The 22,404-nt window shown below is 62.4% G+C and carries 23 protein-coding genes; 16 read left to right on the top strand and 7 right to left on the bottom strand.

Features of this window, described 5'->3' with window-relative positions; translation table 11 throughout:
• Positions 1-351: 351 nt before the first annotated feature.
• From IIY41_RS12865 to IIY41_RS12845, 5 genes are all read right to left on the bottom strand, one after another.
• Positions 352-1,359, bottom strand: a complete 1,008-nt coding sequence (locus IIY41_RS12865) for a hypothetical protein (RefSeq protein WP_058723008.1) — start codon at positions 1,357-1,359, stop codon at positions 352-354.
• Positions 1,356-2,087, bottom strand: a complete 732-nt coding sequence (locus IIY41_RS12860) for an SDR family NAD(P)-dependent oxidoreductase (RefSeq protein ID WP_058723007.1) — start codon at positions 2,085-2,087, stop codon at positions 1,356-1,358. The genes IIY41_RS12865 and IIY41_RS12860 overlap by 4 nt, the downstream gene beginning before the upstream one ends.
• Positions 2,088-2,209: 122 nt before the next feature.
• On the bottom strand, positions 2,210-2,626 hold the full coding sequence (locus IIY41_RS12855) for a MaoC family dehydratase (RefSeq protein ID WP_009322438.1): 417 nt from the start codon (positions 2,624-2,626) through the stop codon (positions 2,210-2,212).
• Positions 2,627-2,735: 109 nt separating this feature from the next.
• Positions 2,736-2,978 (bottom strand): acyl carrier protein, encoded by a 243-nt coding sequence (locus tag IIY41_RS12850; protein WP_009322439.1) that lies wholly within the window; start codon positions 2,976-2,978, stop codon positions 2,736-2,738.
• A 16-nt stretch (positions 2,979-2,994) separates the two neighbouring features.
• Positions 2,995-4,773, bottom strand: a complete 1,779-nt coding sequence (locus IIY41_RS12845; RefSeq protein WP_287401060.1) for an HAD-IIIC family phosphatase — start codon at positions 4,771-4,773, stop codon at positions 2,995-2,997.
• Between the two features lie 308 nt (positions 4,774-5,081).
• Between IIY41_RS12845 and IIY41_RS12840 the strand changes: the two genes are divergently transcribed.
• Complete coding sequence (locus IIY41_RS12840) at positions 5,082-5,447, top strand: VOC family protein (RefSeq protein ID WP_009322441.1); 366 nt, start codon at positions 5,082-5,084, stop codon at positions 5,445-5,447.
• Between the two features lie 25 nt (positions 5,448-5,472).
• Here IIY41_RS12840 and IIY41_RS12835 read toward each other — a convergent pair whose 3' ends face one another.
• Complete coding sequence (locus IIY41_RS12835; RefSeq protein WP_009322442.1) at positions 5,473-5,775, bottom strand: BofC C-terminal domain-containing protein; 303 nt, start codon at positions 5,773-5,775, stop codon at positions 5,473-5,475.
• Between the two features lie 276 nt (positions 5,776-6,051).
• On the opposite strand from IIY41_RS12835, the gene IIY41_RS12830 reads away from it, so the two are divergent.
• From IIY41_RS12830 to IIY41_RS12765, 14 genes are all read left to right on the top strand, one after another.
• Entirely contained in the window at positions 6,052-8,283 is a 2,232-nt protein-coding gene (locus tag IIY41_RS12830) for a transglycosylase domain-containing protein (protein WP_173022217.1), read from the top strand.
• 300 nt (positions 8,284-8,583) lie between these two features.
• On the top strand, positions 8,584-9,018 hold the full coding sequence (locus IIY41_RS12825) for an ACT domain-containing protein (protein WP_117461533.1): 435 nt from the start codon (positions 8,584-8,586) through the stop codon (positions 9,016-9,018).
• A gap of 74 nt (positions 9,019-9,092) precedes the next feature.
• Positions 9,093-10,325 (top strand): homoserine dehydrogenase, encoded by a 1,233-nt coding sequence (locus tag IIY41_RS12820; RefSeq protein WP_009322445.1) that lies wholly within the window; start codon positions 9,093-9,095, stop codon positions 10,323-10,325.
• Positions 10,326-10,335: 10 nt separating this feature from the next.
• Positions 10,336-11,229, top strand: a complete 894-nt coding sequence (gene thrB / locus IIY41_RS12815) for a homoserine kinase (RefSeq protein WP_009322446.1) — start codon at positions 10,336-10,338, stop codon at positions 11,227-11,229.
• A gap of 82 nt (positions 11,230-11,311) precedes the next feature.
• Positions 11,312-12,517, top strand: coding sequence for an aspartate kinase (locus tag IIY41_RS12810; protein WP_009322447.1), 1,206 nt, complete (start codon positions 11,312-11,314; stop codon positions 12,515-12,517).
• Positions 12,518-12,742: 225 nt separating this feature from the next.
• The gene (locus IIY41_RS12805) at positions 12,743-13,639 is read left to right on the top strand and encodes a M15 family metallopeptidase (RefSeq protein WP_050006011.1); all 897 of its coding nucleotides are present in this window, start codon (positions 12,743-12,745) and stop codon (positions 13,637-13,639) included.
• A 79-nt stretch (positions 13,640-13,718) separates the two neighbouring features.
• The gene (locus tag IIY41_RS12800) at positions 13,719-14,987 is read left to right on the top strand and encodes a M16 family metallopeptidase (RefSeq protein ID WP_009322449.1); all 1,269 of its coding nucleotides are present in this window, start codon (positions 13,719-13,721) and stop codon (positions 14,985-14,987) included.
• Positions 14,980-16,248 (top strand): EF-P 5-aminopentanol modification-associated protein YfmH, encoded by a 1,269-nt coding sequence (yfmH, locus tag IIY41_RS12795; protein WP_055079717.1) that lies wholly within the window; start codon positions 14,980-14,982, stop codon positions 16,246-16,248. Before IIY41_RS12800 ends, yfmH begins: the two co-directional genes overlap by 8 nt.
• Before the next feature lie 63 nt (positions 16,249-16,311).
• Positions 16,312-17,487, top strand: coding sequence for a prolipoprotein diacylglyceryl transferase (gene lgt, locus IIY41_RS12790; protein ID WP_287401054.1), 1,176 nt, complete (start codon positions 16,312-16,314; stop codon positions 17,485-17,487).
• 44 nt (positions 17,488-17,531) lie between these two features.
• Complete coding sequence (locus tag IIY41_RS12785; RefSeq protein ID WP_172726184.1) at positions 17,532-18,383, top strand: bifunctional 5,10-methylenetetrahydrofolate dehydrogenase/5,10-methenyltetrahydrofolate cyclohydrolase; 852 nt, start codon at positions 17,532-17,534, stop codon at positions 18,381-18,383.
• Between the two features lie 165 nt (positions 18,384-18,548).
• Positions 18,549-18,860 (top strand): 50S ribosomal protein L21, encoded by a 312-nt coding sequence (gene rplU, locus IIY41_RS12780; RefSeq protein WP_009322453.1) that lies wholly within the window; start codon positions 18,549-18,551, stop codon positions 18,858-18,860.
• A gap of 18 nt (positions 18,861-18,878) precedes the next feature.
• Entirely contained in the window at positions 18,879-19,130 is a 252-nt protein-coding gene (gene rpmA, locus IIY41_RS12775; protein ID WP_009322454.1) for a 50S ribosomal protein L27, read from the top strand.
• A gap of 146 nt (positions 19,131-19,276) precedes the next feature.
• Entirely contained in the window at positions 19,277-20,548 is a 1,272-nt protein-coding gene (obgE, locus tag IIY41_RS12770) for a GTPase ObgE (RefSeq protein WP_009322455.1), read from the top strand.
• 79 nt (positions 20,549-20,627) lie between these two features.
• Positions 20,628-21,050: a Mini-ribonuclease 3 gene (locus tag IIY41_RS12765; RefSeq protein WP_172615922.1), complete on the top strand. Its 423-nt coding sequence runs from the start codon at positions 20,628-20,630 to the stop codon at positions 21,048-21,050.
• An 86-nt stretch (positions 21,051-21,136) separates the two neighbouring features.
• Here the strand turns inward: IIY41_RS12765 and IIY41_RS12760 are convergent, their stop codons facing one another.
• Positions 21,137-21,358 (bottom strand): hypothetical protein, encoded by a 222-nt coding sequence (locus IIY41_RS12760; RefSeq protein ID WP_058722999.1) that lies wholly within the window; start codon positions 21,356-21,358, stop codon positions 21,137-21,139.
• Positions 21,359-21,462: 104 nt separating this feature from the next.
• Between IIY41_RS12760 and IIY41_RS12755 the strand changes: the two genes are divergently transcribed.
• Positions 21,463-22,404: RsmB/NOP family class I SAM-dependent RNA methyltransferase (locus IIY41_RS12755; protein ID WP_502709821.1), on the top strand; the 942-nt coding region annotated here is incomplete at its 3' end.

The following is a 22,404-nucleotide window of genomic DNA, read 5'->3' as shown; positions in this document are numbered from 1 at the left end:
GCCAGCAGGCAGCTGTCCTGCTCCTGTATGCGCTCCTGGGCAAGGAGGGGAAGGCTGTCCGGCGTATCGCTCCCGTCGGCCTGCGGCGCGGACGGGCAAAGCGCGAACAGGCAGACGGCGCACAGCACAAGCCGCAAAAACAGCATGAGAAAACGCATTTCACCCCCTCCTTTCCCAAAACTCAAAACAACAAAAACAAAACTTTTCACCCAATATAACATATTAGTGTAAAAGGCAACAAAAAGAAAGGGGTGGTGATTATTTTTGGCAGAACACACAAAAACCCGGCAGATGTTTTTACACATCTGCCGGGCATGGCGTTGCAATGGAAAGGGGGAACGGGCCGCGGCGTCATTCCACCCTGATATTGGGCCTGTCCTGGTCCCCGTCGGCCTTGAACATCGTGAAAGCAGCGGGTTCGCTGGTGAAGAAATAGTATTCCGTATTTTCGCAGAGCGGCGGCGTCAGATAATTGGGGATAATGTTGAGGTCGTCCTCCGTGCGGGCGCAGAAGCCCGCTTCGGCCATCGTCTGCGCGGGAATGCCCCAGCAGTAGCAGTCGGCGTATTCCGCGCCACAGTCCGCCATCAGCCGGCTGACGGCCGCGCCCAGCCGGGAGAAGGCCTCCGGGACGCCGGTATAATCCACGATGCGCAGCACGCACGTGCCGTTTACGGGGATGCACCGCGTTGCCAGCAGCGCTTGTACCGCACCGCATTCCTCAACGGCCCACACATCGTACCGCTGGCGCGGGTAGTGGAAATACCGCCGCGCCAGATACCAGAGGTCTTTATAAGGCCTGCGGGCGGGGTCGGGCGTATAGCCGCATTTCCGAAGCGCGTCCTCGTCCGGCAGAAGACGCAGCACGGCGCTGCCTCCCGCGGGAAGGATATCCCTGCGGACCACGCGGGCCACGGCGTAGCTGGCCTTATCGGCCAGACGGTAATAGTGGGGCAGGCGCTCTGCGGTGTAACCCAGAAAGGTGTAGAACGCCATGGTCCTAGGCCGGATGTTGTTGCAGGCCATCACGCGGGCGTTTGTCAGGCCCGGCAGCGCGGCCATCAGTTCCAGTCCGCTGCCGTTGTGCCCTTTGACGGCACACCAGATGGACACCCAGATGTCGGGCGTTTCCAGCGCGTTGGCGCGGATATATCCCACAATGGCGACGGGCGCGCCGTCCTGCTCGGCGAAGGCGAACTGGAGCGGGCCGTCCGGGCCGAAGGGCCGGTAGTAGAAATCAAAAAAATCGGGCAGATGCACCAGCGGGTGCTTTTCGCCCCAGTGCGCGTCCAGAAATGCAGCGACGGCCGGGCCCTCGTCCGGCCGTGCAAGGCGGAAAGTCAGCGGGGAAGTGCTCATAAAAACGCGCTCCCTCCCGTGACGGGCAGTGTTACGCCCGTGATAAAGCCCGCTTCCTCGGAAAGAAGGAACGCCATGGCGGGCACCACGTCCTCCACACGGGCGTTGCGCTTCATGGGGTTGGCTTCCGCGCTGGCCTGTACGATCAGGTCGCTGGTGTCGGCCAGGAATTTCGTTTCCATCATGCTGGGCATCACGCAGTTGACGGTGACGCCGAAGGAGGCGTAGTCCGCCGCAAGGCTTTTGGCAAGGCCCTGCAGCGTGCTTTTCACCATTACATAGGCCGCCGTATTTTTGGGCGGCGCGCCCAGCAGATAGCTCGTCAGCATGAACAATACGCGCCCCTGCCGCGCCTTCGCCATGGCGGGCAGGAACGTTTTGCACAGCTTCACCGCGCTGCGGATCTGCACGCTCATGTCCCGCTCAAAGCGGTCCTCGTCAAAATTCTTGAACCTGGTATTTACGACGCGCAGCGCGGGCAGGTGCACGAGGTGCGTGGGCGTGGGGTAACGCGCCGCCACATCCCGGACGAACAGCTCCAGCGCGGCCGGGTCTGTCAGGTCCACATCGTAGGTCTTGATGGTGCCGGGGTATTTCCGGCACAGCGGGGCCAGGTGGGAAAGGTCGCCCGCGCCCTGGGCAATGAAGACGTCGCCCTCCCGGTACAGACGGTCGATGAGCGCGGTGCCCACGTCGCTGGACGCGCCGGTGATGAGATAAACAGACATGGCAGAACCTCCGTTTTGTGTTTCGGTATGGGAGCGCACGGTTTTTCACGCGCGGCGGTCAAAACGCGTTGCCCGCCGCACCCCATGCGCCCGGAAAAACAAGGCAAAACGCGGGGCGCGGCTCAGACGGCCACGCCCGCGCGGATGACTCCGCGCGTCACCTTCTGCCCGTTCTGGTTGGTGATGACGGCCTTGACGGTGATCTCGCGGAACGTCTCGTTCACCTCCGTCACAGTGCCGCTGACGGTGAGCACATCCCCAATGAACACGGGCCTTGCGAATTTGCATTCCACGCCGTGGAGCAGGCAGTGCTCACCGGGCAGATATACGCCCGCCAGCGTGGAAAACAGGCTCGCGCCCAGCATGCCGTATACCACGCGGCCCGGATAGCCGCGCCTTTGCGCATAGGCCTCGTCCATGTGGATGGGGCTGCAGTCGCCTGTCAGTTCGTAAAACAGCGCCATTTTTTCAGCCGTAACCTCCAGGGTAAAGTCCGCCGTCAGGCCGGGCGAAATGTCTGCGAGCGTATAGCTGTTCATAGAAATATTCCTCCGTCTGTCCGGCGCGCCGTGGGCCGGGATGTAAAAAACGGGACGGGCGCAGTGCCCGCCCCGGGAAACGGTACAAAAGGGGAAAAAGCCGCGCGCATCAGCCCCGCAGGCGGATGATCAGATCCACCATGTCGCCCACATTGGCAAGCCCGCGCACATCGTCCAGCTTGAACTTGACGCCGAATTGCTTTTCCATGGCCGTCAGCAGGTTGATCTGCTCCAGGCTGTCCCAGTCCTCGATATCGTCCGCGGTGGTCTCCCGCGTAAGCACAAGGGAATCGTCGTCAAAATTGTCGCGGAAGATATTCTGTACCGCGTCAAAGATCTGCTGTTCATTCATGCGTGTCTGCTCCTTATTATAAAAGTACGGTCTCCATCACCGTGTTCAGCGGTGTGCGTTCGGCGGGCACCGTATAGCGGAATACCGAGCCCGTTTCGCCGCCGCTTATTTTTTCAAAGCCAATTGTAGCATAAAAATCCGCCACCAACAAGTTCTTTGCCGTGGGAAGATAGATGCCGTTGATGGTTTTTATGCCGCGCTCCCGGCACACGTCCACCAGACGGTCGAACAGGGCGTATTCCAGATTGCGCTTGAAGGTTCGGCAGCTCATGATCCAAAGCTCGATGTCCAGCGCGTCGCCCGTCTGGCGGCCGATGAGCGCCGTCACGATGCCGTTGTCGCCGAACTTGTCCAGCAGCCGTCCGTAAAGCGTCACGCAGGCCGGGTCGTTCATCAGCGCCTCCACCTCGGCGGCGGTGTAGCGGCGCGTGGTGAGATTGAACTGGTTGGTTTTATTGATGAGCTGTGTGATGCGCTCGGCGTGAGGCGTGTCGAAGGGGCCCAGCTCGCAGCGCATCTCAAGGCTGCGCAGATAGTCTTCGTAATTGCCGAAGCTCTGCCGGGCCGCGGCGCGCTGCAGGTTCTGCCGGTACATCTCGCCGCGCCGCCGGTCGTCGGCGGAGACGGCCGTGGCTTCAAACCATCCGCCCCGGTCCAGCACGCGGGCATATTCCTCGGGAGCTGCCAGCTCGGGCACCGTTACGGTGGGCAGCTCCTGCCGCACGATCTCCCGCTCCGCCGGGTTATCATCCAAAAATACCAGGCTGTCGGGCAGGATATTGATCTCCCCGGCAATGGCGTCGATGTTGCGGGACTTTGGCTCCCAGTTGGCCTTGAAGCACAGGAAGTCGTCCGCTTTGAGCACGCTGTCCGCCCGTTCAAAGCCGGCCTTTGCCGCGGCTTCCTCATTTTTGCTGCACACATTCAAAAGCACGCCCATGCCGGAAAGCTCTTTTAAGTAGCTCTGGAACGCGGTGTAGGCCATGCCTGTGGGCGTCTCATTGCCCAGCTCGACGCCCTCGGGGCCGTCGTCGCCGATGACGCCGCCCCAGAGCGTGTTGTCCAGGTCCAGCACAACGCCCTTTTTATTTTTGCCGAAAATGCTTTTGATGATATTGGCCACGCTGTGGCACAAAAGCGGGATGTACTGCATATCCAGCGCATATTTGTAGGCGTACCACGCCGCGGGCGCGCACCAGCTGTCTACGCCCACGCTGGCCGAGAGCCAGCACAGATCGTGCAGATAGAAATTGGGCGTGGCCGCGGCCCAGTCCGCCAGCATGGCGTTCATGCGGTTGACAAAGCGCACCCGGCCATGGGGGTCCACGGCGTCCATGCTGCCCATCACGCGCAGGCCGGGCAGCTCAAAATTGTTCTGGACGACCGGGCAGCCGAAGCGGGCCGCCGCCTTCCACATGCCCTGCCAGCGGGCGCATTCCGCGGCGAATTTTTCTTCCGCCTGTTCGGGTGTGTCCGTCTGCAGCGGCAGATTGCCCAAATTGCGCGCCGAGGTGTGGACGTAGATGATGTCGGGTGCAAAGGCGGCCAGCGCGCCGTCGGCGTCGAACGTCAGTTCTTCGTAGAACAGGGCGTAGCCGCCCACATAAAACTCGGGCCGGATGCCTGCGTTGAGCAGGAACAGCTCCAGGATATTTTTGATCTCGCCCACCGTGGAGCCGCTGAGAATGGCCACCTTTTTGGGCACAAGGCCCTCGGAGGCCAGCAGCTCGCGGCGCAGAGCGCGTTTTTTTTGCAGAATGAAAGCGGGGTCGAACGGATAATCAAAGTAGCGCAAATGTTTCCCTCCCAAAACAAGGTTACAATTTGGTGAAAAAACCGTTGGTATCAATCACCATTATAGCCGAAAAACGGCATAAAAACAAACCTTTTGTCGCGGGACAAAAGGCTGTTTGGGCGCGTAAGCCGCGGTTTTCACATTTACAGCCTTGAAAAGCAGGCGCGCCGCGTGCTAAAATAACTCCGTATTGTGCCGCGTTTGCTCGGCATCGTGCATTTTTGCGCGCAGCGGCGCGAAGCGTGAAATATTCTGCGCGCCTGATTCGTTTATTTTTGTGTACCAGCCTGAACGGCGGGAGGAGCACCATGCAGTTTACATTCGCACACAACAATTTCAACGTGGCCGACCTGGATGCGAGCCTGGCTTTTTATGAAAAGGCGCTGGGCCTGCGGGAGGTGCGGCGCCACGCCACTGATGCGTTCACCCTCGTTTACCTGGGCGACGGCGTCACGCCCCACCAGCTGGAGCTGACATGGCTGGCGGACCGCGCCGAAGCCTACGACCTGGGTGAAAACGAGTTCCATCTGGCGTTCACCGTGGACGATTATGCGGCCGCTCACGCTCTGCACAAGGAGATGGGCTGTATCTGCTTTGAAAACGAGGCCATGGGCATCTATTTCATCGCGGACCCGGACGGCTACTGGCTGGAGATCGTGCCCGCAAGGAAATGACCCGGCATGCATGCGGCGCGGGCCGTTACGCGCCGAAATCCTCCAGATAGCGGCGCAGCTCTTTCTGCGTGGCGACAGGGATGCCCTGCTGCAGGGCGGCGACGTCCTGCTCGGGCAGAAGCCCGGTGTAGATCTCATACCGTGTCACCGGGGTGTTTTCGCCGGTTTTGAACAGCGCCAGCTTGCCGGAATCCTCGCCCAGCGTGTAGGAAGGAGGCTCGGCGGCGCCGGCCCGGCCCGGATGGGCCAGCAGCAGAAACAGCCCCACGCTGACGGCAAAAACAGCAATGGGAACGATCACGAGCACGGCGATTCGTTTCGCGCTCATAGCAATCACCTCACGCCCACAGTATGGGCACAAACAATTTGTCCTATTCCTGTATGGACGGATGTCTGGCAGCCGAAAATGTGGTATACTACTATGGCGTAAGCACCATGCGGGAACATACAATTTTCCCCGTCTTTGCGCATGCGGCGCGCGGGAAGTACTTTTGGGAGGCGACTCATCATAGAAAACAATAAAAACGGCGCGCAGCGCCCGGCGCAGGGCGCGCCCCGGGGCGCACAGGGCTCCGGCGGCCCGCGCAGGAACAAAAAGAAAAAAATGACGGCGGGCAGAGTACTGGGCGCGATCATGCGCTTTATTGCAAGCTGCCTGTGTGTGTGCATCATTCTGGGCTCCGTCGCGGCAGTGGCTGTCAGCCTGTATGTGGTGAAAGAGACGCAGGGCGACAGCGACCTGCTGGACCTGACGCAGCTTGAGCTGGCGTATACCACGATCATTTACAGCCAGCAGATCAACGACCAGGGCCAGCCCGAGTGGGTGGAGTACCAGCGTCTGCAGAGCCCGGAGGAAAACCGCATCTGGAAGCCGCTGAATGAAATATCCCCGTATATCCAGCACGCGTTCGTCGCGGTGGAGGACGAGAATTTTTACACGCATCCGGGCTTCAGCTTTAAGCGCACGGTGCTGGCGGCCATCAACGAGGTGTTCCGCAAGCTGACGGGCAGCTACCTGACGGGCAGCCAGCTGGGTGCGTCCACCATTGAACAGCAGCTCATCAAAAACATCACCGGCGAGGATGAATCCTCCGGCATCGAGGGCTACGCCCGTAAGGTCAAGGAGATCTTCCGCGCCATCGCGCTGGACAACCGTTTCAGCAAGGAAGAGATTCTGGAAGCGTACCTGAACACCATCGGCCTGACGGGCAATACCGCGGGCGTGGAGGCGGGCGCGAACCAGTACTTCGGTAAATCGGCGGCGGACGTCACCATCGCCGAGGCGGCCAGCATTGCGGCCATCACAAAGAACCCTTCGCGCTTCAACCCCTATACCAACCCGGAGGAGCATTTGAAGCGCCGCGACGACATCATCCTGTTCATGCAGCAGCAGGGCTATATCACGCAGGCTGAAGCGGAGGCGGCGTGGGCCACGCCGCTGAATCTGGTGGAAAAGACCACGGACGAAAACGCCGCCGTGCAGACGGATTACTCCTGGTTCACCGATCAGGTCATCAGCGAGGTCATCGACGATCTGGTGGCGGAAAACCCGCTTGGCAGGGAAAATTGGGACCGCAAGGCGGCCAGCGATTATCTGTACAACGGCGGCCTGCGCATCTATGCGACGGTGGACACCGAGGTGCAGACCGCACTGGAGAACGTGTGGCTGGAGGGCAAGTATTGGGAGTCCATGCCCATTGAAAATTACGACGACCCCAATAACCCGGACGATACCCCGCGCACCATCACCACGCAGGCGGCCGGCGTCGTCATCAATTACAAGGGGGAGCTGTGCGGCGTCGTGGGCGGCCTTGGCCAGAAGACGGAGAACCGCGGCTTCAACCGCGGCACCGAGATGGAGCGTCAGGTCGGTTCCACCATGAAGGGCGTCGCGGCCTACCCGTTGGGCATTGATATGGATTTGATCAACTATTCTTCCGTGCTGATGGACGATTATTTCCCCATTTCCGACGGCAAGGGCGGCACCCGCACCGACTGGCCCAGCAACTGGTCCGGACGGTACAGCCATAGCATGACGACTGTGTACGAGGCGCTCAAGCAGTCTCTGAATACGGTGGCCGTGCGCGTGGGCGATATGGTGACGCCGCGCACGATGTTCGAGTTTGCACGGGACACGCTGGGCATCACGACCCTGGACGAGAATTCGGACGTAGATCTGGCGCCGATGGTGCTGGGCGCGACCACCACCGGCCTTTCGCCCTATGAGCTGGCCGGCGCATATATGATGTACGGCGACGGCGGCCGCATGACGAGTCTGCACAGCTACACCTCGGTGCGCGATTATCAGGGCAACGAGATCCTGGAAAAGGACATTGTCACCACGCAGGCCATTGGCGAGGATACCGCGTATATCATGAACCGTCTGCTCCACAGCGTTTTGTTCGATGCCGGCGGAACGGCGCGCGGCATCCACCCGGATGCAAACATCATGGATTCCATCGGTAAGACAGGCACCACCAACGACAACAAGGACGTGTGGTTCGTGGGCCTGACGCCCAAGTATGTGATGGCCACCTGGTACGGTTATGACGAAAACGAGCCGATGGATGATTACAACAATTATTATATCTACAAAAACAAAGGCAGCCAGAAGGGCCATCCGGGCGCTTCCGCCTTTGCTGAAGTGATGGATACCGTACAGGCCGACGACGAGATCGTCACCTGGGACATGCCGGAAACTGTGGAAAAGGGTGCATTCTGCACCATCTCGGGCGATATTCCCACCGACGGGTGTCCCCGCGGCACCGGCTACTATAAAGTTGGCGTAACGCGCGGCGTGTGCGCAGGCATCCATGCAACCGATCCCGCCGCCTGACGCAAAAACAGAAACGATAGATAAACACCCGTATGGCTTTGCCGTGCGGGTGTTTTTGTGTGTCTGTCCGGCGGTTGGGCAGAGGAAAGCTTGATTGTCCCTGCATGAAATACACTTTGCGCGTGTCCGGCGTGCGAAAAAATGCCGATTTTTCGCCGGTGCAGCCAGGCGATTTTGTGCAAACCCGAAAAAACATGCGCGCGGCCCGCGGCGGTGCTTGTGCCCGGTGGGCAAACATGTTATAGTGTCTTTATCAAAAAACATATGTGCATCTGTTGCGTACATGGAGAAGGGATAGAGGTGAAGAATTTGGAGCGACGTTTTCTGCTGGTGGATGTGAGCGTTCTGCCGGAGGTGTTTTTGAAGGTGTTAAAGGCCAAGGAGCTTCTGGCGGCGGGCAGCGCGAAGAATGTTTCGGCCGCTACTAAGATGGCAGGACTTTCCCGCAGTGCCTTTTACAAGTATAAGGACTGTATTTTTGACGCGGAAAACAGCAAGGAAGTGCTGACGGTGAACGCCACGCTTCTGGACGAGACGGGGGCGCTGCAAAGCCTGCTGGCGGGCATTTCGGCGGCGGGCGCGTCCATCGTCACCATCAACCAGGCCACGCCGGAAAACGGCGCGGCACAGGTGGCCGTGTCCATCCGCACGGGCGGTATGCAGGGCACGCTGGAGGATATGCTGGCGCAGCTGAAAAAACAGCGCACCGTGGTGGACATCCGCCGGGGCGTGTAAAAAAGCAGGGCTTTCGGAAAAGCCCGGAAACAAAACGCGGAGGGCGCGCGCCCTCCCGGTACAGGGGGAGAACAATGGCAACCATAGCGATCCTGGGCTACGGCACGGTGGGCAGCGGCGTGCTGGAGGTACTGCGGCGCAACGCCGCCAGCATCGAGCGGCGCGCGGGCCAGCCCGTCACGGTAAAATACATCTGCGACATCCGGGACTTTTCGTCCCACCCGGACGCGGCGCTGTTCGTCAACAACATCGACGTGATCCTCAGCGACCCGGAGGTCACCGCCGTGGTGGAGACCATCGGCGGCCTGAAGCCCGCGTACTTTTATGTGAAATCCGCGCTGGAGAGCGGCCGCCATGTGGTCACCTCCAACAAGGAGCTGGTGGCCACCCACGGCGCAGAGCTGCTGGCCATTGCACGCCGCAGGGGCGTGTGCTTTCTGTTCGAGGCCAGCGTGGGCGGCGGCACGCCCATCATCACGCCCATGCACCAATGTATGGCGGCCAACGTCATCAGCGAGATCGCGGGCATCGTCAACGGCACCACGAACTTCATGCTCACGAAAATGGCGCGGGAAAATATGGATTTCGGCGCGGCGCTGAAGCTCGCCCAGAGCCTGGGCTACGCCGAGACCATCGACCCTTCCGCGGACGTGGACGGCATCGACGCCCAGCGAAAGATCTCCATTCTGGCCAGCCTCGCCTTCGGGCGGCATTTTTTCCCGCAGAACGTGCCCACCCGGGGCATCCGGGACGTGTCTGTGAAGGACATCGCGCTGGCGGCGCGGCAGGGCGCGGCGGTGCGGCTCATCGCATGGGCGCGGCGCGGGGACGACGGCAGCGTGGCGCTGGCCGTGGAGCCGATGCTCATCCCGCGGGAAAACCAGCTTGCGGGCGTGGAGGACGTGTTCAACGCCGTGCTGGTGAAGGGCGACATGCTGGGCGACGTGGTGTTCTACGGCAAGGGCGCGGGTAAGCTGCCCACGGCCAGCGCCGTGGTGGCGGACGTTATCGACGCGCTGAAAAACGGCGTGAAGATACACGACAGCCTGTTCTGGCAGGAATCCGCGCCCATCGAGGGCCTTTACGGCGACAGCACGCCGGCGGACCATTACGTCCGGCTGGAAAACGCGACCGAGGCGGTGGCAAAGGACCTGTTCGGCCAGCAGATCGAAATGCTGGATACCTCGGACGGCGAGGCCGTGTTTACGCTGCGCGGCGTGACAAGCGGGCGTCTTGCGGAGCTGTGCGCCAAGGCGCGGGCCGCCGGCGTGCGCGTGGGCAACACGCTCAAGTGGATGGCGGAATAGGGGGCGCGGTATGGTAAAAGTCAGCGTTCCGGCCACGAGCGCGAATATCGGCTCGGGCTTCGATTCCTGCGGGCTTGCCCTCTCGCTGTACAATACGGCGGCGTTTGAGGAATTTGACGGCGTGGACATCACGTCGTCCGACGGCACGTTCGTGCCCAGCACGCCGGGCAACCTGATCTACCGCACGGCCAAGGAGGTATACGCGCTGTGCGGCAGGCCGTTCCACGGCCTGCGCATCGTGCAGACGAACCCCATCCCCATGGCGCGGGGCCTGGGCTCCAGCAGCGCGTGCATCGCAGCGGGCATTCTGGGTGCCAACGCCCTGCTGGGCGGCCCGCTGGAGGAAAAGGACATCCTGACGTTCGCCACCAAGCTGGAGGGGCACCCGGACAATGTGGCCCCGGCGCTGCTGGGCGGCTTCGTGGTTTCGGCCTATGACGAGGGGCATGTCTACTCGCTGAAAAAGACCATCGCGCCCGGGATCACCTTCGCGGCGTTTATCCCGGATTTCAAGCTGCTGACGGAAAAGGCGCGGGCAGCGCTGCCCAAAATGGTGTCCCACGCAGACGCCGTGTACAATCTTTCCCGCGCGGCGCTGCTGGCAACGGCCTTCTGCGAGGAGCGGTACGACTTTTTGCCCGTGGCCGCCAAGGACAGCCTGCACCAGCAGTACCGCCTGCCGCTCATCGAGGGCGGCGAGGCTGTGTTCGCGCTGGCGGACGGCCTGGGCGCGCTGGCCACGTTCATCAGCGGCGCGGGGCCGACCATCCTTTCCGTTGTGCGCACGGCCGAGGCGAACGTGTTTTTTGAGCGCGCGCAGGCGGCGCTGGAGAGCGACGAGGAGCTGGCGCATTTTACACTGCACCGCTTCGTGGCGGACAACGAGGGGGCAAAGGTCGTCTGAACGGCCGCGCCGGCAAAATGAAAAAAGCAGGAGCGCGTATGCCGCGCCCCTGCTTTTGATAGAGGGATAGGGGAGAACAGATATGGCACTCATCGTACAAAAATTCGGCGGCAGCTCCGTCGCGGACCGCGACCGCATTTTTAATGTGGCGCGCATCGTGGCGAACACGCACGCCGCCGGCAACGACGTGGTGGTGGTGGTATCCGCCCAGGGCGATACCACCGACGACCTCATCGCCAAAGCGGGCGAGATCACCCACGACCCGTCCCAGCGCGAGATGGATATGCTGCTGGCCACGGGCGAGCAGATCAGCATTTCGCTGCTGGCCATGGCGCTGGGCGAGACAGGCTGCCCGGCCATCAGCCTGACGGGCTGGCAGGCGGGCTTCCATACGGACCGCGCCTACACGCGCGCGCGCATCAAAAACCTGGACACCGAGCGCATCGAGAGCGAGCTTTCCAAAAACCGCGTCGTGGTGGTCGCGGGCTTCCAGGGCCTGAACCGCTACGACGACATCACCACCCTGGGGCGCGGCGGCTCCGACACCAGCGCCGTGGCCATTGCGGCCGCGCTGCACGCGGACCTGTGCCAGATCTACACGGACGTGGACGGCGTTTACACCGCGGACCCGCGCCTGGTGCCGCGCGCGCGCAAGCTGGATGAGATCACCTTCGACGAGATGCTGGAGCTTGCCAGCCTGGGCGCACAGGTGCTCAACAACCGCAGCGTGGAGCTTGCAAAGAAATATTCGGTCAATCTGGAGGTGCGCTCGTCGCTCACCGATCTGCCCGGTACAATCGTGAAGGAGGTCACAGACGTGGAAGGTATGCTGATCAAGGGCGTCGCAAAGGACAAGGACGTCGCCGTCATTTCGATTTTGGAGGTGCCCGACGTTCCGGGCGCTTCGTTCAAGGTGTTCAGCCTGATGGCGCAGAAGAAGATCAACGTGGATATTATTCTGCAGTCCTCCGGCAAGGAGGGCCACAAGGACGTTATTTTCACCGTGCCCCTGGGCGACGCCGAAACAGCGCTTGCGCTGCTGGAGGAAAACCGCCAGCGCTTCGGCTGCAGGGACATTGTTGTGGACAAGGACGTGGCGAAGGTGAGCATTGTGGGCGCGGGCATGCAGAGCCATTCCGGCGTGGCGTCCCGCATGTTCGAGGCGCTGTTTGAGGCAAACATCAACATCCGCATGATCTCCACCAGCGAGATCAAGATCTCGGTGCTGATCGCCAAGGCGGACGCGGACCGTGCGGTGAACGCCATCCACGACGCGTTCCTGAACTGAAAAAAGAGTGCGGAAAGCGTGAAAAACACTCCGCTGCCGTAGACATCGGGCAGCGGAATGGGTATAATGAAAGACAGGCATTTTTGCGGCGCAGGCCGGGAAAGGCCTGTCTTTTGTTTTCGGCGCGGCCGGGGAATGCTGCATAAAATGCGCGCGGCCCGCCTGGCGTAGATATTCTGCGCCGATACTCGTTTTATCAGTGTGACCGGAAAAAGGAGAAAAAATATGCAGAACCAACAGCCGCCGCGCCGGCGCCGGCCCATGACGCCTGAGGAGCGCGCCATGGCCGCGGAGCGGCGCCGGCAGAAAGAGATCCTGCGCAGGCGTGCCATGCGCCGGTATTACGCCTTTCTGGCGCTGCTGGGTGCGTTGGCGCTGGCAGCCCTGGTGGGGCTGTTCTTCCTGATAAAAGCCGCGGCGGGCTGGGCGCGGGGCGGGCAGGCTTCGTCCGTCAGCGCGGCGCAGAGCGTTTCGGCCTCCGCGCCGCCCGCATCCTCCGGTGAGCCGGCGGCGGACCCCAACGCCCCCGCAGACCCCGCGCTGTGGAGCCTGATCCTGACGAACACCACGAACCCGCTGCCCGAGGGCTACGCACCGGAGCTTGCCAGCGTGGGCAGCAACAGCCGCAACGGCGAGCAGTTTATGGACGCCCGCGTGAAGGAGCCGCTGGAGCAGATGTTCGCGGCCGCAAAGGCAGACGGCATCGAGCTGGTGGCGCGTTCGGCCTATCGTTCCACACAGGAGCAGACCACGCTGTTCAACAGCATGAAACAGGATTATATCAATCAGGGCATGTCCGAGGAAGAGGCCTTTGCGGCCACCAAGCAGTGGCGCAACGAGCCGGGCACCTCGGAGCATGAGACGGGCCTGGCCGTGGACATCGTGGGCGCGGCGGACATCAACGCCGCCCTGGTGGAGAGCCTGGAGGAGCGCGACTGGGCCGTGTGGCTCAGGGAGCACGCCCCGGAATACGGCTTCATCCTCCGCTATATGAAAGACAAAACCGATATCACGGGAACCTCCTTCGAGCCGTGGCACTACCGCTATGTGGGCGTGGAGGACGCGCAGAAGATCACGGCCCAGGGCGTGTGCCTGGAGGAGTATCTGGGCCGGACGGAATGACACAGACAGGCGCGGGCGGGCCCGCGCGGAACACCCCACCGCCGGAACGGCGGATATTTGAACAAAAAGGACGTATCAAATGGAACGCATTACCCTTGCGCCGGGCGCGCACATCAACGTGCTTCCGGCGGAAAAATTTAACCGCTGCCGCATTTCCATCAACTTCATCTGGCCCGCCGCCCGGGAGTGGGCCACGGCCGAGGCCCTGCTGCCGCTGGTGCTGGAGCGGGGCTATCAGGGCTGCCCGGATATGACGGAGCTTTCCAAAAAGCTGGCCCGCCTGTACGGAGCGGCCCTTTCTGTGGACGGCACCATGAGCGGCCAGAGCCGCGTGCTGACGGTGTCGCTCTCGGGCATCCGGGACGCGTTTGCGCTGGCGGGCGAGCCGCTCAGCCGCGAATACGCGGACATCGCCTTCGGCACGGCGTTCGAGCCGTACCGCGTGGACGGCGTGCTGGACGCCGAGGCCGTCGCCATTGAAAAGGAGCAGCTCCGCGAGCTGCTGGAGGGCGAGATCAACGAAAAGCGCAGCTATTGCATCCGGCAGGCGCGGCGCAGGTTTTACGGCGATTCCCCCGCCGGCATTGAGCGCAACGGTTATCTGGACGAGGTGGACGGCCTGACGGCCGACGCGGTGACAAGGGCTTACGCGCGCATGGTGGAGCAGGCGCAGATTGAGGTGTTTGTGCTGGGAGCGGACGTGGACGCGGTGGCGCAGCGCCTGCGCGCGGCGCTGTCGGGCCTGCGCCGCGCCCCGGAGGAGCTGCCCGCGCCCATCGCCATGCCCGCCGAAGAGCCGCGCAGCTTTGAAGAACCGCTGCCCACCGTGCAGGGCAAGCTGTGCATGCTGTTCACACCGGGCGAGCCCTTTGCGCCGCAGGACCTTTCCGCGCTGCGGGTGGCCGTGGCGCTGCTGGGCGGTACGCCCACCTCGCGCCTGTTCCAGAACGTGCGCGAAAAGCAGAGCCTGTGCTATTACTGCGCGGCGTCCTACACTTCGCTCACCGGCGCGCTGTGTGTGGACAGCGGCGTGGAGCACGCCAACGCCGCGGCGGCCCGGGAGTCCATCCTGAAAGAGCTGGCCGCGCTGTGCGCCGGGCCGGTGGAGGACGGGGAGCTGGCCGACACGAAGCGCGCGCTGAAAAACCAGCTCGCCGCCGTGGGCGATACGCTCCAGGGCCTGGAGGGCTGGTATTTTGCCGAGCGCATGCGCGGCGCGGACAAGGCGCCGGAGCAGGTGGCCGCCGAGGTGGACGCCGTGACGGCGGACGACGTGCGCCGCGTGCTGTCGCGCTTCAGGCTTTCGGTATGCTACACTTTGACGAAGGAGGCGGGCGCAGATGCATGATCCCTCTTTGCAGGCGGTGCGCAGAGCCGCGGCGTTTGAAAGCACGGTGCTGGAAAACGGCCTGACGGTGCGCGTGCATACGATGCCGGGCTTTACGGGCGTACACGCGGTATACGGCACGAAGTTCGGCAGCATCGACCGTGCTTTTGCCCTGGACGGCAAACGGGTGGACCTGCCCGCGGGCATCGCCCATTTTCTGGAGCACAAAATGTTTGAGAACGAGGAGGGCGACGCGTTCACACTGTATGCCCGCACGGGCGCCAGCGCCAACGCCTACACCAGCTTCGACAAGACCTGCTACATTTTTACGGCTTCCGGCAACGTGGCCGAAAATTTGGATATTCTGCTGGGCTTTGTCTCCCGGCCGTATTTTACGGCGGCAACCGTGGAAAAGGAACAGGGCATCATCGGGCAGGAGATCAAGCAGTATGACGACGCGCCGGACTGGCGGCTGATGTTCGCCATGTACGAGTGCCTGTACACCGCGCACCCGGTGCGGGACGACATCGCGGGCAGTGTGGAGAGCATCGCGCAGATCACGCCTGAAATTTTGTATGCCTGCACGGACGCCTTTTACCGCCCGCAGAACATGGTGCTGGCCGTGGCGGGCAATGTGACGATGGACGAGGTGCTGGCGGCCTGCGCCCGCGCGGACATCCCCGTAAAGGCGGGCACGGTGGAGCGCATCGCCTCCGCCGAGGGGCCGGACGTGGCCGAGCCGTACCGCGAGTTTTCCATGGCCGTGGCAAAGCCCCTGCTGGGCGTTGGCTTTAAAGAAACGCCGCCCGCGGGCGACGCGCTCAAGACGGAGATCATCTGCGACATGCTCACGGAGCTTATCTGCGGCAGCATGACGCCGCTGTACCGCAGGCTTTACGACGAGGGGCTGGTGAGCCCGGGCTTCTCGGGCGAGATACTCAGCCTGCCGGGGGCGCTTTCGTTCCTGTTCGGCGGCGAGACGCCGGAGCCGGAGACGGTGCGCGGCCTGCTGCTGGACGAGATCGCCCGTTTGAAGCGCGAGGGCGTGGACGAGGAACTGTTCACGCTGTGCAAAAACCAGCTTTATGGCGAGCTGGTGCAGGACCTGGAGAATATTGAGGACGTGGCCGGCGCGCTGGCATCGTCGTTTTTCCGGGGCCGAACGCCCGCCGACGAGATCGAGACGCTGGCCTCCGTTACGCTTTCGGACGTGAACGGCGCGCTGCGCGCCATGCTGTGCACAGAACGCAGCGCTACCGTCATCATCCGCCCGGCGCAGTAATACGGCGCGGGCTGCGGGCGCGGCACAGGCCGCCCCGCATATCAGGAAGGAGCGACCCTTTTTATGACTTATCATGTGCAGTTCCCCGGCCTGGGGCTGGAATTTACGCTGGACCGCGTGGCGTTCACCGTGTTCGGCATGCCGATCTACTGGTACGGCATCCTCATCGCCACGGGCCTGGCGCTGGCCATCGTGTTCGCATTCAGCCATGCGCGACGTTTCGGCATTGATTCCGACCGCATGGTGGATGTGATCCTCATCGGCACCGTGTGCGCCGTCATCGGCGGACGCGCGTTTTATGTGGCCACTGCCCCGTTTGAATACGCCAGCTTTGCCGAGATGCTGGACATCCGCCTGGGCGGCGTTGCCATTTACGGTGCGGTCATCGCGGCATTCCTCAGCGGTTATTTTGCCTGCAGGTGGCGCAAGGTTCCCATTCTGCCGATGTTCGATTTGGCGGGCATGGGTTTTCTGCTGGGGCAGGGCATCGGCCGCTGGGGAAACTTTGTCAACCAAGAGGCGTTCGGCACCAACACCACGCTGCCCTGGGGCATGTACAGCGAAGGCACCTGCAATTACCTCTCAAGCGTGCAGGAAACGCTGGCCGCGCAGGGCGTTGCGGTGGACCCGTCCCTGCCGGTGCACCCTACGTTTTTGTATGAATCCATCTGGTGCCTGCTGGGCTTTTTCCTGCTGTGGGCATATATGAAGCGCCGCAAATTCCACGGCGAGCTGATCTTGATGTATGTGATGTGGTACGGCGCGGAGCGCTTCTTTGTGGAGGGCCTGCGCACCGACAGCCTGATGGTCGGCAGCTTCCGCATCAGCCAGGTCATCGCGGCGGTGTCCGTCATCGCGGCCCTGTGCATTTGGCTGGCGCTGCGCAAAAAGTACAAAGACAAACCGCTCACCGTCACTTATACGGCGCTTGTAAAGGAAGACGGCAGGCAGGTCCCCTATGAGTTCTCCTGGCTGTCCGGCGAGACGCCTCCCACGGACGCGGAGATGAAAGCCGAGATCGAGCGCCGCCGCGCAGCCCGCGCGGCGGAAGAAACCGCGCAGGCGGAAGAGAAAGCGCCTGAAACAGAAGAAAGCAGCGGGGCGTCCGGCGTCCCGGAGCAGCGGGAAGCGGAGGCGGACACCCAGGCCGCGCCCGAAGAAGAGCAGGCGGCTCCTGTGCAGGAGGCCGCCGCGGATGCAGCGGAAAAAGACGGCTCCGATGCGGAGCCGAAGGAATAACAGCGGTAAAACGGAAACGGTATGAGGGGAACAGGAGGATAAAAATGGCGGAACTGATCAGCGGAAAAACACTGGCGGCAAAACTCAAGGCGGAGGCCGCGGCAGAGGCGGCGGAGCTGCGGGAAAAGGGCGTTCACGCCCGGCTGGCCGTCGTTATCGTGGGGGAGAACCCGGCCAGCAGGACATATGTGGCGGGCAAGGCGAAGGACTGCGCCGAATGCGGCCTGCTGTCCGACGTCATCGCGCTGCCGGAAGAAACCACCGAGGCCGCGCTTCTGGAAAAAATCGCGGCGCTGAACGCGGACAAGACGGTCCACGGCGTGCTGGTGCAGCTGCCGCTGCCCGGGCATATCCGCGAAAAGCGCGTCATCGACGCCATCTCGCCGGACAAGGACGTGGACGGCTTCACCCCAGTGAACGTGGGCCGCATGGTCATTGGTGAGGAGTGCTTTCTGCCCTGCACGCCCGCCGGCTGCATTGAAATGCTGAAAAGCACCGGCGTTCCCATCGCAGGCAAGGACGCTGTGGTCATCGGCCGCAGCAACATCGTGGGCAAACCCGCGGCGCTGCTGCTCACGGCCAACAACGCCACCGTCACGCTGTGCCATTCCAAAACCAGGGGTCTGAAGGCCAAATGCGCCGCGGCGGATATCATCGTGGCGGCCATCGGCAAGGCGGGCTTCGTCACCGCCGATATGGTGAAGGAGGGCGCCGTTGTGATCGACGTCGGCATCAACCGGAACGCTGAGGGCAAGCTGTGCGGCGATGTGGACTTTGCGCCCGTGGCGGAAAAAGCCGCTTACATCACTCCGGTGCCCGGCGGCGTGGGCCTGATGACGCGGGCCATGCTGATGAAAAACACCGTCAAGGCGGCCCGCCTGCAAAGCGGGCTGTGAGCGCGCGGCACATGGGGCGGAAAACCGCGCCGCACCGCGAAAAAAACACTTGCATGGGGCAAATATTTGTGGTATAGTATTAAAGCCGCATGGTTTGGGCATTTGAAGCGGCGCGTCTGCGCCCGCCTACTAGTCCAGCGAGACTTATACAAATGAGGGTAAATTATGTACGCAGTGATCGTGACCGGCGGGAAACAGTACCGCGTGGAAAAGGGCGACGTCATTTTTGTGGAAAAGCTGAATGCCGAAGCCGAGAGCGAATTCTCTTTTGACACCGTGCTTGCGGTGGGCGAAGAGGGCAATGTGAAGTTTGGCAACCCCACGGTTGCGGGCGCCAAGGTCACAGGCAAGGTCGTAAAAAACGGCAAGGGCAAGAAGCTGAACATCCTGACATACCGCCCCAAGAAGGGCAGCATGCGCAAGATGGGCCACCGTCAGCCGTATACAAAAATCGAAATCACCGAGATCGTCGGTTAACAGGGGAGGGCATTTGAAATGGCACATAAAAAAGGCGTAGGTTCTACCAAAAACGGCCGCGATTCCGAGTCCAAGCGCCTCGGCGTAAAGCGCGCCGACGGCCAGTTCGTGTTGGCCGGCAACATTCTGGTGCGTCAGCGCGGCACCCACATCCATCCGGGCGAGAACGTGGGCCGCGGCAGCGACGACACGCTGTTCGCCCTTGCCGACGGCAAGGTCTGCTTCGAGCGCGTCGGCCGCGACCGCAAGAAGGTCAGCATCAAGCAATAAGCCTTGCAGAAGGCAGTCGGCCGGGCCCGTGTTGGCCCGGCCTTTTTTGATAATCAACGGGAATGGTGAAACGCTAAAGGTACGCCCGGGAGCGGGCTTTGGCTTTTCCGCCCCGCTCAGCGGCAATCAGATGCCGGAGGTTTTTTATGTTCATTGATACCGCAAAAATAAACATCAAAGCGGGCAACGGCGGCAACGGCTCGGTGTCGTTTCACCGGGAAAAGTATGTGGCCGCGGGCGGGCCGGACGGCGGCGACGGCGGACGCGGCGGCAACGTGGTGTTCGTGGCCGATTCCAATCTGTCCACGCTGATGGATTTCCGTTACAAGCGCAAATATGCCGCCCAGAACGGCGAGGACGGAAGAGCCGCCCGGTGCAGCGGCAAAAATGCGCCGGACCTTATCATCCGCGTGCCTCGCGGCACGCTGGTGCGCGACGCGCAGAGCGGCCTTGTCATCGCGGATATTTCAGGCGACGAGCCCGTGGTGGTGGCCCGCGGCGGGCGCGGCGGCTGGGGCAACGTGCATTTTGCCACGCCCACGCGCCAGATCCCGAAATTTGCGAAGCCCGGCGGAAAGGGCGAGGAGCTGGAGGTGCGTCTGGAGCTGAAGCTGATTGCGGACGTGGGCCTGGTGGGCTTTCCGAACGTGGGCAAGAGCACCATCATTTCTGTCATCAGCGCGGCCAAGCCCAAAATCGCCAACTACCATTTCACCACTCTTTCGCCTGTGCTGGGTGTGGTGCGCGTAGGGCCGGAAGCCAGCTTTGTGGCTGCCGACATCCCGGGCCTCATCGAAGGCGCGGCTGACGGCGTTGGCCTGGGGCACGACTTTTTGCGCCATGTGGACCGCTGCCGCCTGCTTTTGCATGTGGTGGACGTCTCCGGCAGCGAAGGGCGCGACCCAAAGGACGATTTTGAAAAGATCAATACCGAGCTTGCCAACTTTTCGCAGGAGCTGTCCGCGCGGCCTCAAATCGTGCTGGGCAACAAATGCGACATCGCGTCGCCGGAGCAGATCGCGGAGTTCCGTGCGTTCATCGAGGAAAAGGGGCTGGTGTTCCTGCCCGTCTCCGCGGCCACGCGGCAGGGGCTGGACAAGCTGCCGGGCGTTGTATATGAGCGGCTGCAGCAGCTGCCGCCCGTCACCGTGTACGAGCCGGAGTACGTCCGGCCCGACCCTGCATTGAAAGACCCCCGTGCGTTCGAAATCGCCCGCGCCGACGACGGCGCGTGGGACATCGACGCGCCCTGGCTGGAAAATATTCTGGAAGGCTCGGATGTATCCGACTACGAGAGCCTGCAGTATTTCCAGCGCCAGCTCATGGATTCCGGTGTCATCGACAGGCTTGTGGAGATGGGCGTGCAGGAAAACGACACCATCCGCATCGGGGAATTTGAGTTCGATTATGTATTTTGACCGTGGCCGAGCGGAAAAACGGGCCGCCTGAGCGGCGCTCCGCGGCGGAATGGAAAACAGGCAGGGGGAGACGGCCGCAGTGTTATTTGAAGCAAAGCCGGAGATAGACATCCATGAGCAGTCGCCCATAGCGCTGGCGTTCGTGGGGGACGGCGTGTTTGAGGTGCTGGTGCGCGCGCGCCTTGTGGAACGCACGCGCCTTGTGCCGAACCGCCTGCATGCGGCGGCGGTGAAATTTGTGTCCGCCAAAGGGCAGTATGCGGCGCTGGAGGTCATTGCGCCGCTGTTGGACGAGGCCGAACGGGCCGTGGTGCGCCGCGGCAAAAATTCCACAAAGGCCACTGTGGCGAAGCATGCCACCCCACAGGAGTACCGGGCGTCCACGGCGCTGGAATCCCTGTTTGGCTGGCTGTATCTGCAGAACCGGGGCGCGCGCATCGAAGAACTGTTCGATGTGATCTGGAATGCGCTGGCGCCCGGTTTCGCGCTGCAGGCGGAATGAAAACAAAAAGGGGCTGCGGCGTATTTCCCAAACGCATAAAACGGGTTTGGAAAACGCGCCGCAGCCTTTGCATTGGGCCGCCGGGATTATTTACACTGGGTGTTGCCCTTGCGGTTCGTGCTGTTCGAGCTGTTCTTCGCGTTGCTGGTTTTGTCAGAGCTGCGGTCCTGGGCGTTGCTGCTCTTGGCGTTGCAGTCCCGGGAAGAACTGGTCTTGTTGCTGGCCTTGTTGGAAGCATTGCTGGCCTTGTTTGTGCTGTTGGAAGACTTGTTGCTCGCGTTGCGGGCGTTCTGCGTTTTGTTTTCCATCTGATCTCACCTCCCTTGCTGATACTATTATTCACAGGGAGCATCCATGATATTCGCGGACCGATACGGTCTTTTTTTGATTTACGGCGAGAGGGAGGATGCCTGTGCCGGGAGAATATTTTGAAGCGCGGGAGCGCGCGCTGCTGGGCACACGGTACGACGTGCTGTACACCGCGCCGTGCGCCGTGCGCCGCGGCGTTACGGTAAACGGCCTGCGCTGTGCGCCGCAGGAGTTCGCCGCGGCGGTGGATTTCGGTTTGGAGCCGTCGCCTTTTTGTGACGCGGCATTTCTGCTGACGGACCCGCAGCTGCGCCCGGGCCGCCATGCGTACCACCACGCGGGCGTGTTCTATGTGCAGGAGCCGTCGGCCAGCGTGCCGGCGGGTTTGCTGGGCGTGCGCCCGGGCGAACGTGTGCTGGACCTGTGCGCGGCGCCCGGCGGCAAAACAAGCCAGCTGGCCGCCGCTCTGCGCGGGGAGGGCCTGCTGGTGGCCAATGAATATGTGGCGGCGCGGGCCGGCGTGCTGAAAAGCAATCTGGAGCGTATGGGTGTAACAAACGCCCTTGTGCTGAATGAGAGCACCGCGCGTGTGGCGGCGGCATTTCCGGCATTTTTTGATAAGATTCTGGTGGACGCGCCCTGTTCCGGCGAGGGGATGTTCCGCAAGGAGCCGGAGGCTCTGCGCCAGCATTCGGCGGCGCTGGTGGCCCAATGCGCGGCGCTGGGCGCGTCCATTCTGGACGACGGGGCCGCAGCGCTGCGGCCCGGCGGCCTGCTGTGTTATTCCACCTGTACCTTCGCGCCCGAGGAAGACGAGGCCCAGGTGGGCGCTTTTCTGGCGCGGCATCCGGAGTTCACGGTGCTGCCCGCGCCGACGAACGCGGGCGCGCCCGGGGAGGCGGCCCGATGCGGCGCGCACCCCTTCGCGGCAGAGCATACCCGGCGCATTTACCCCTGCCACGGCGGTGAGGGCCATTTCATGGCGCTGCTGCAAAAGCGCGGGGACGGCGCGCCGCCGGAGGCGGAGCAGGCCCGGCCGCGCGCG

The sequence above is a fragment of the Ruthenibacterium sp. genome, from assembly GCF_017421385.1.
Taxonomy (GTDB): domain Bacteria; phylum Bacillota; class Clostridia; order Oscillospirales; family Ruminococcaceae; genus Ruthenibacterium; species Ruthenibacterium lactatiformans.
This window is presented reverse-complemented; position numbering and strand designations above follow the sequence as displayed.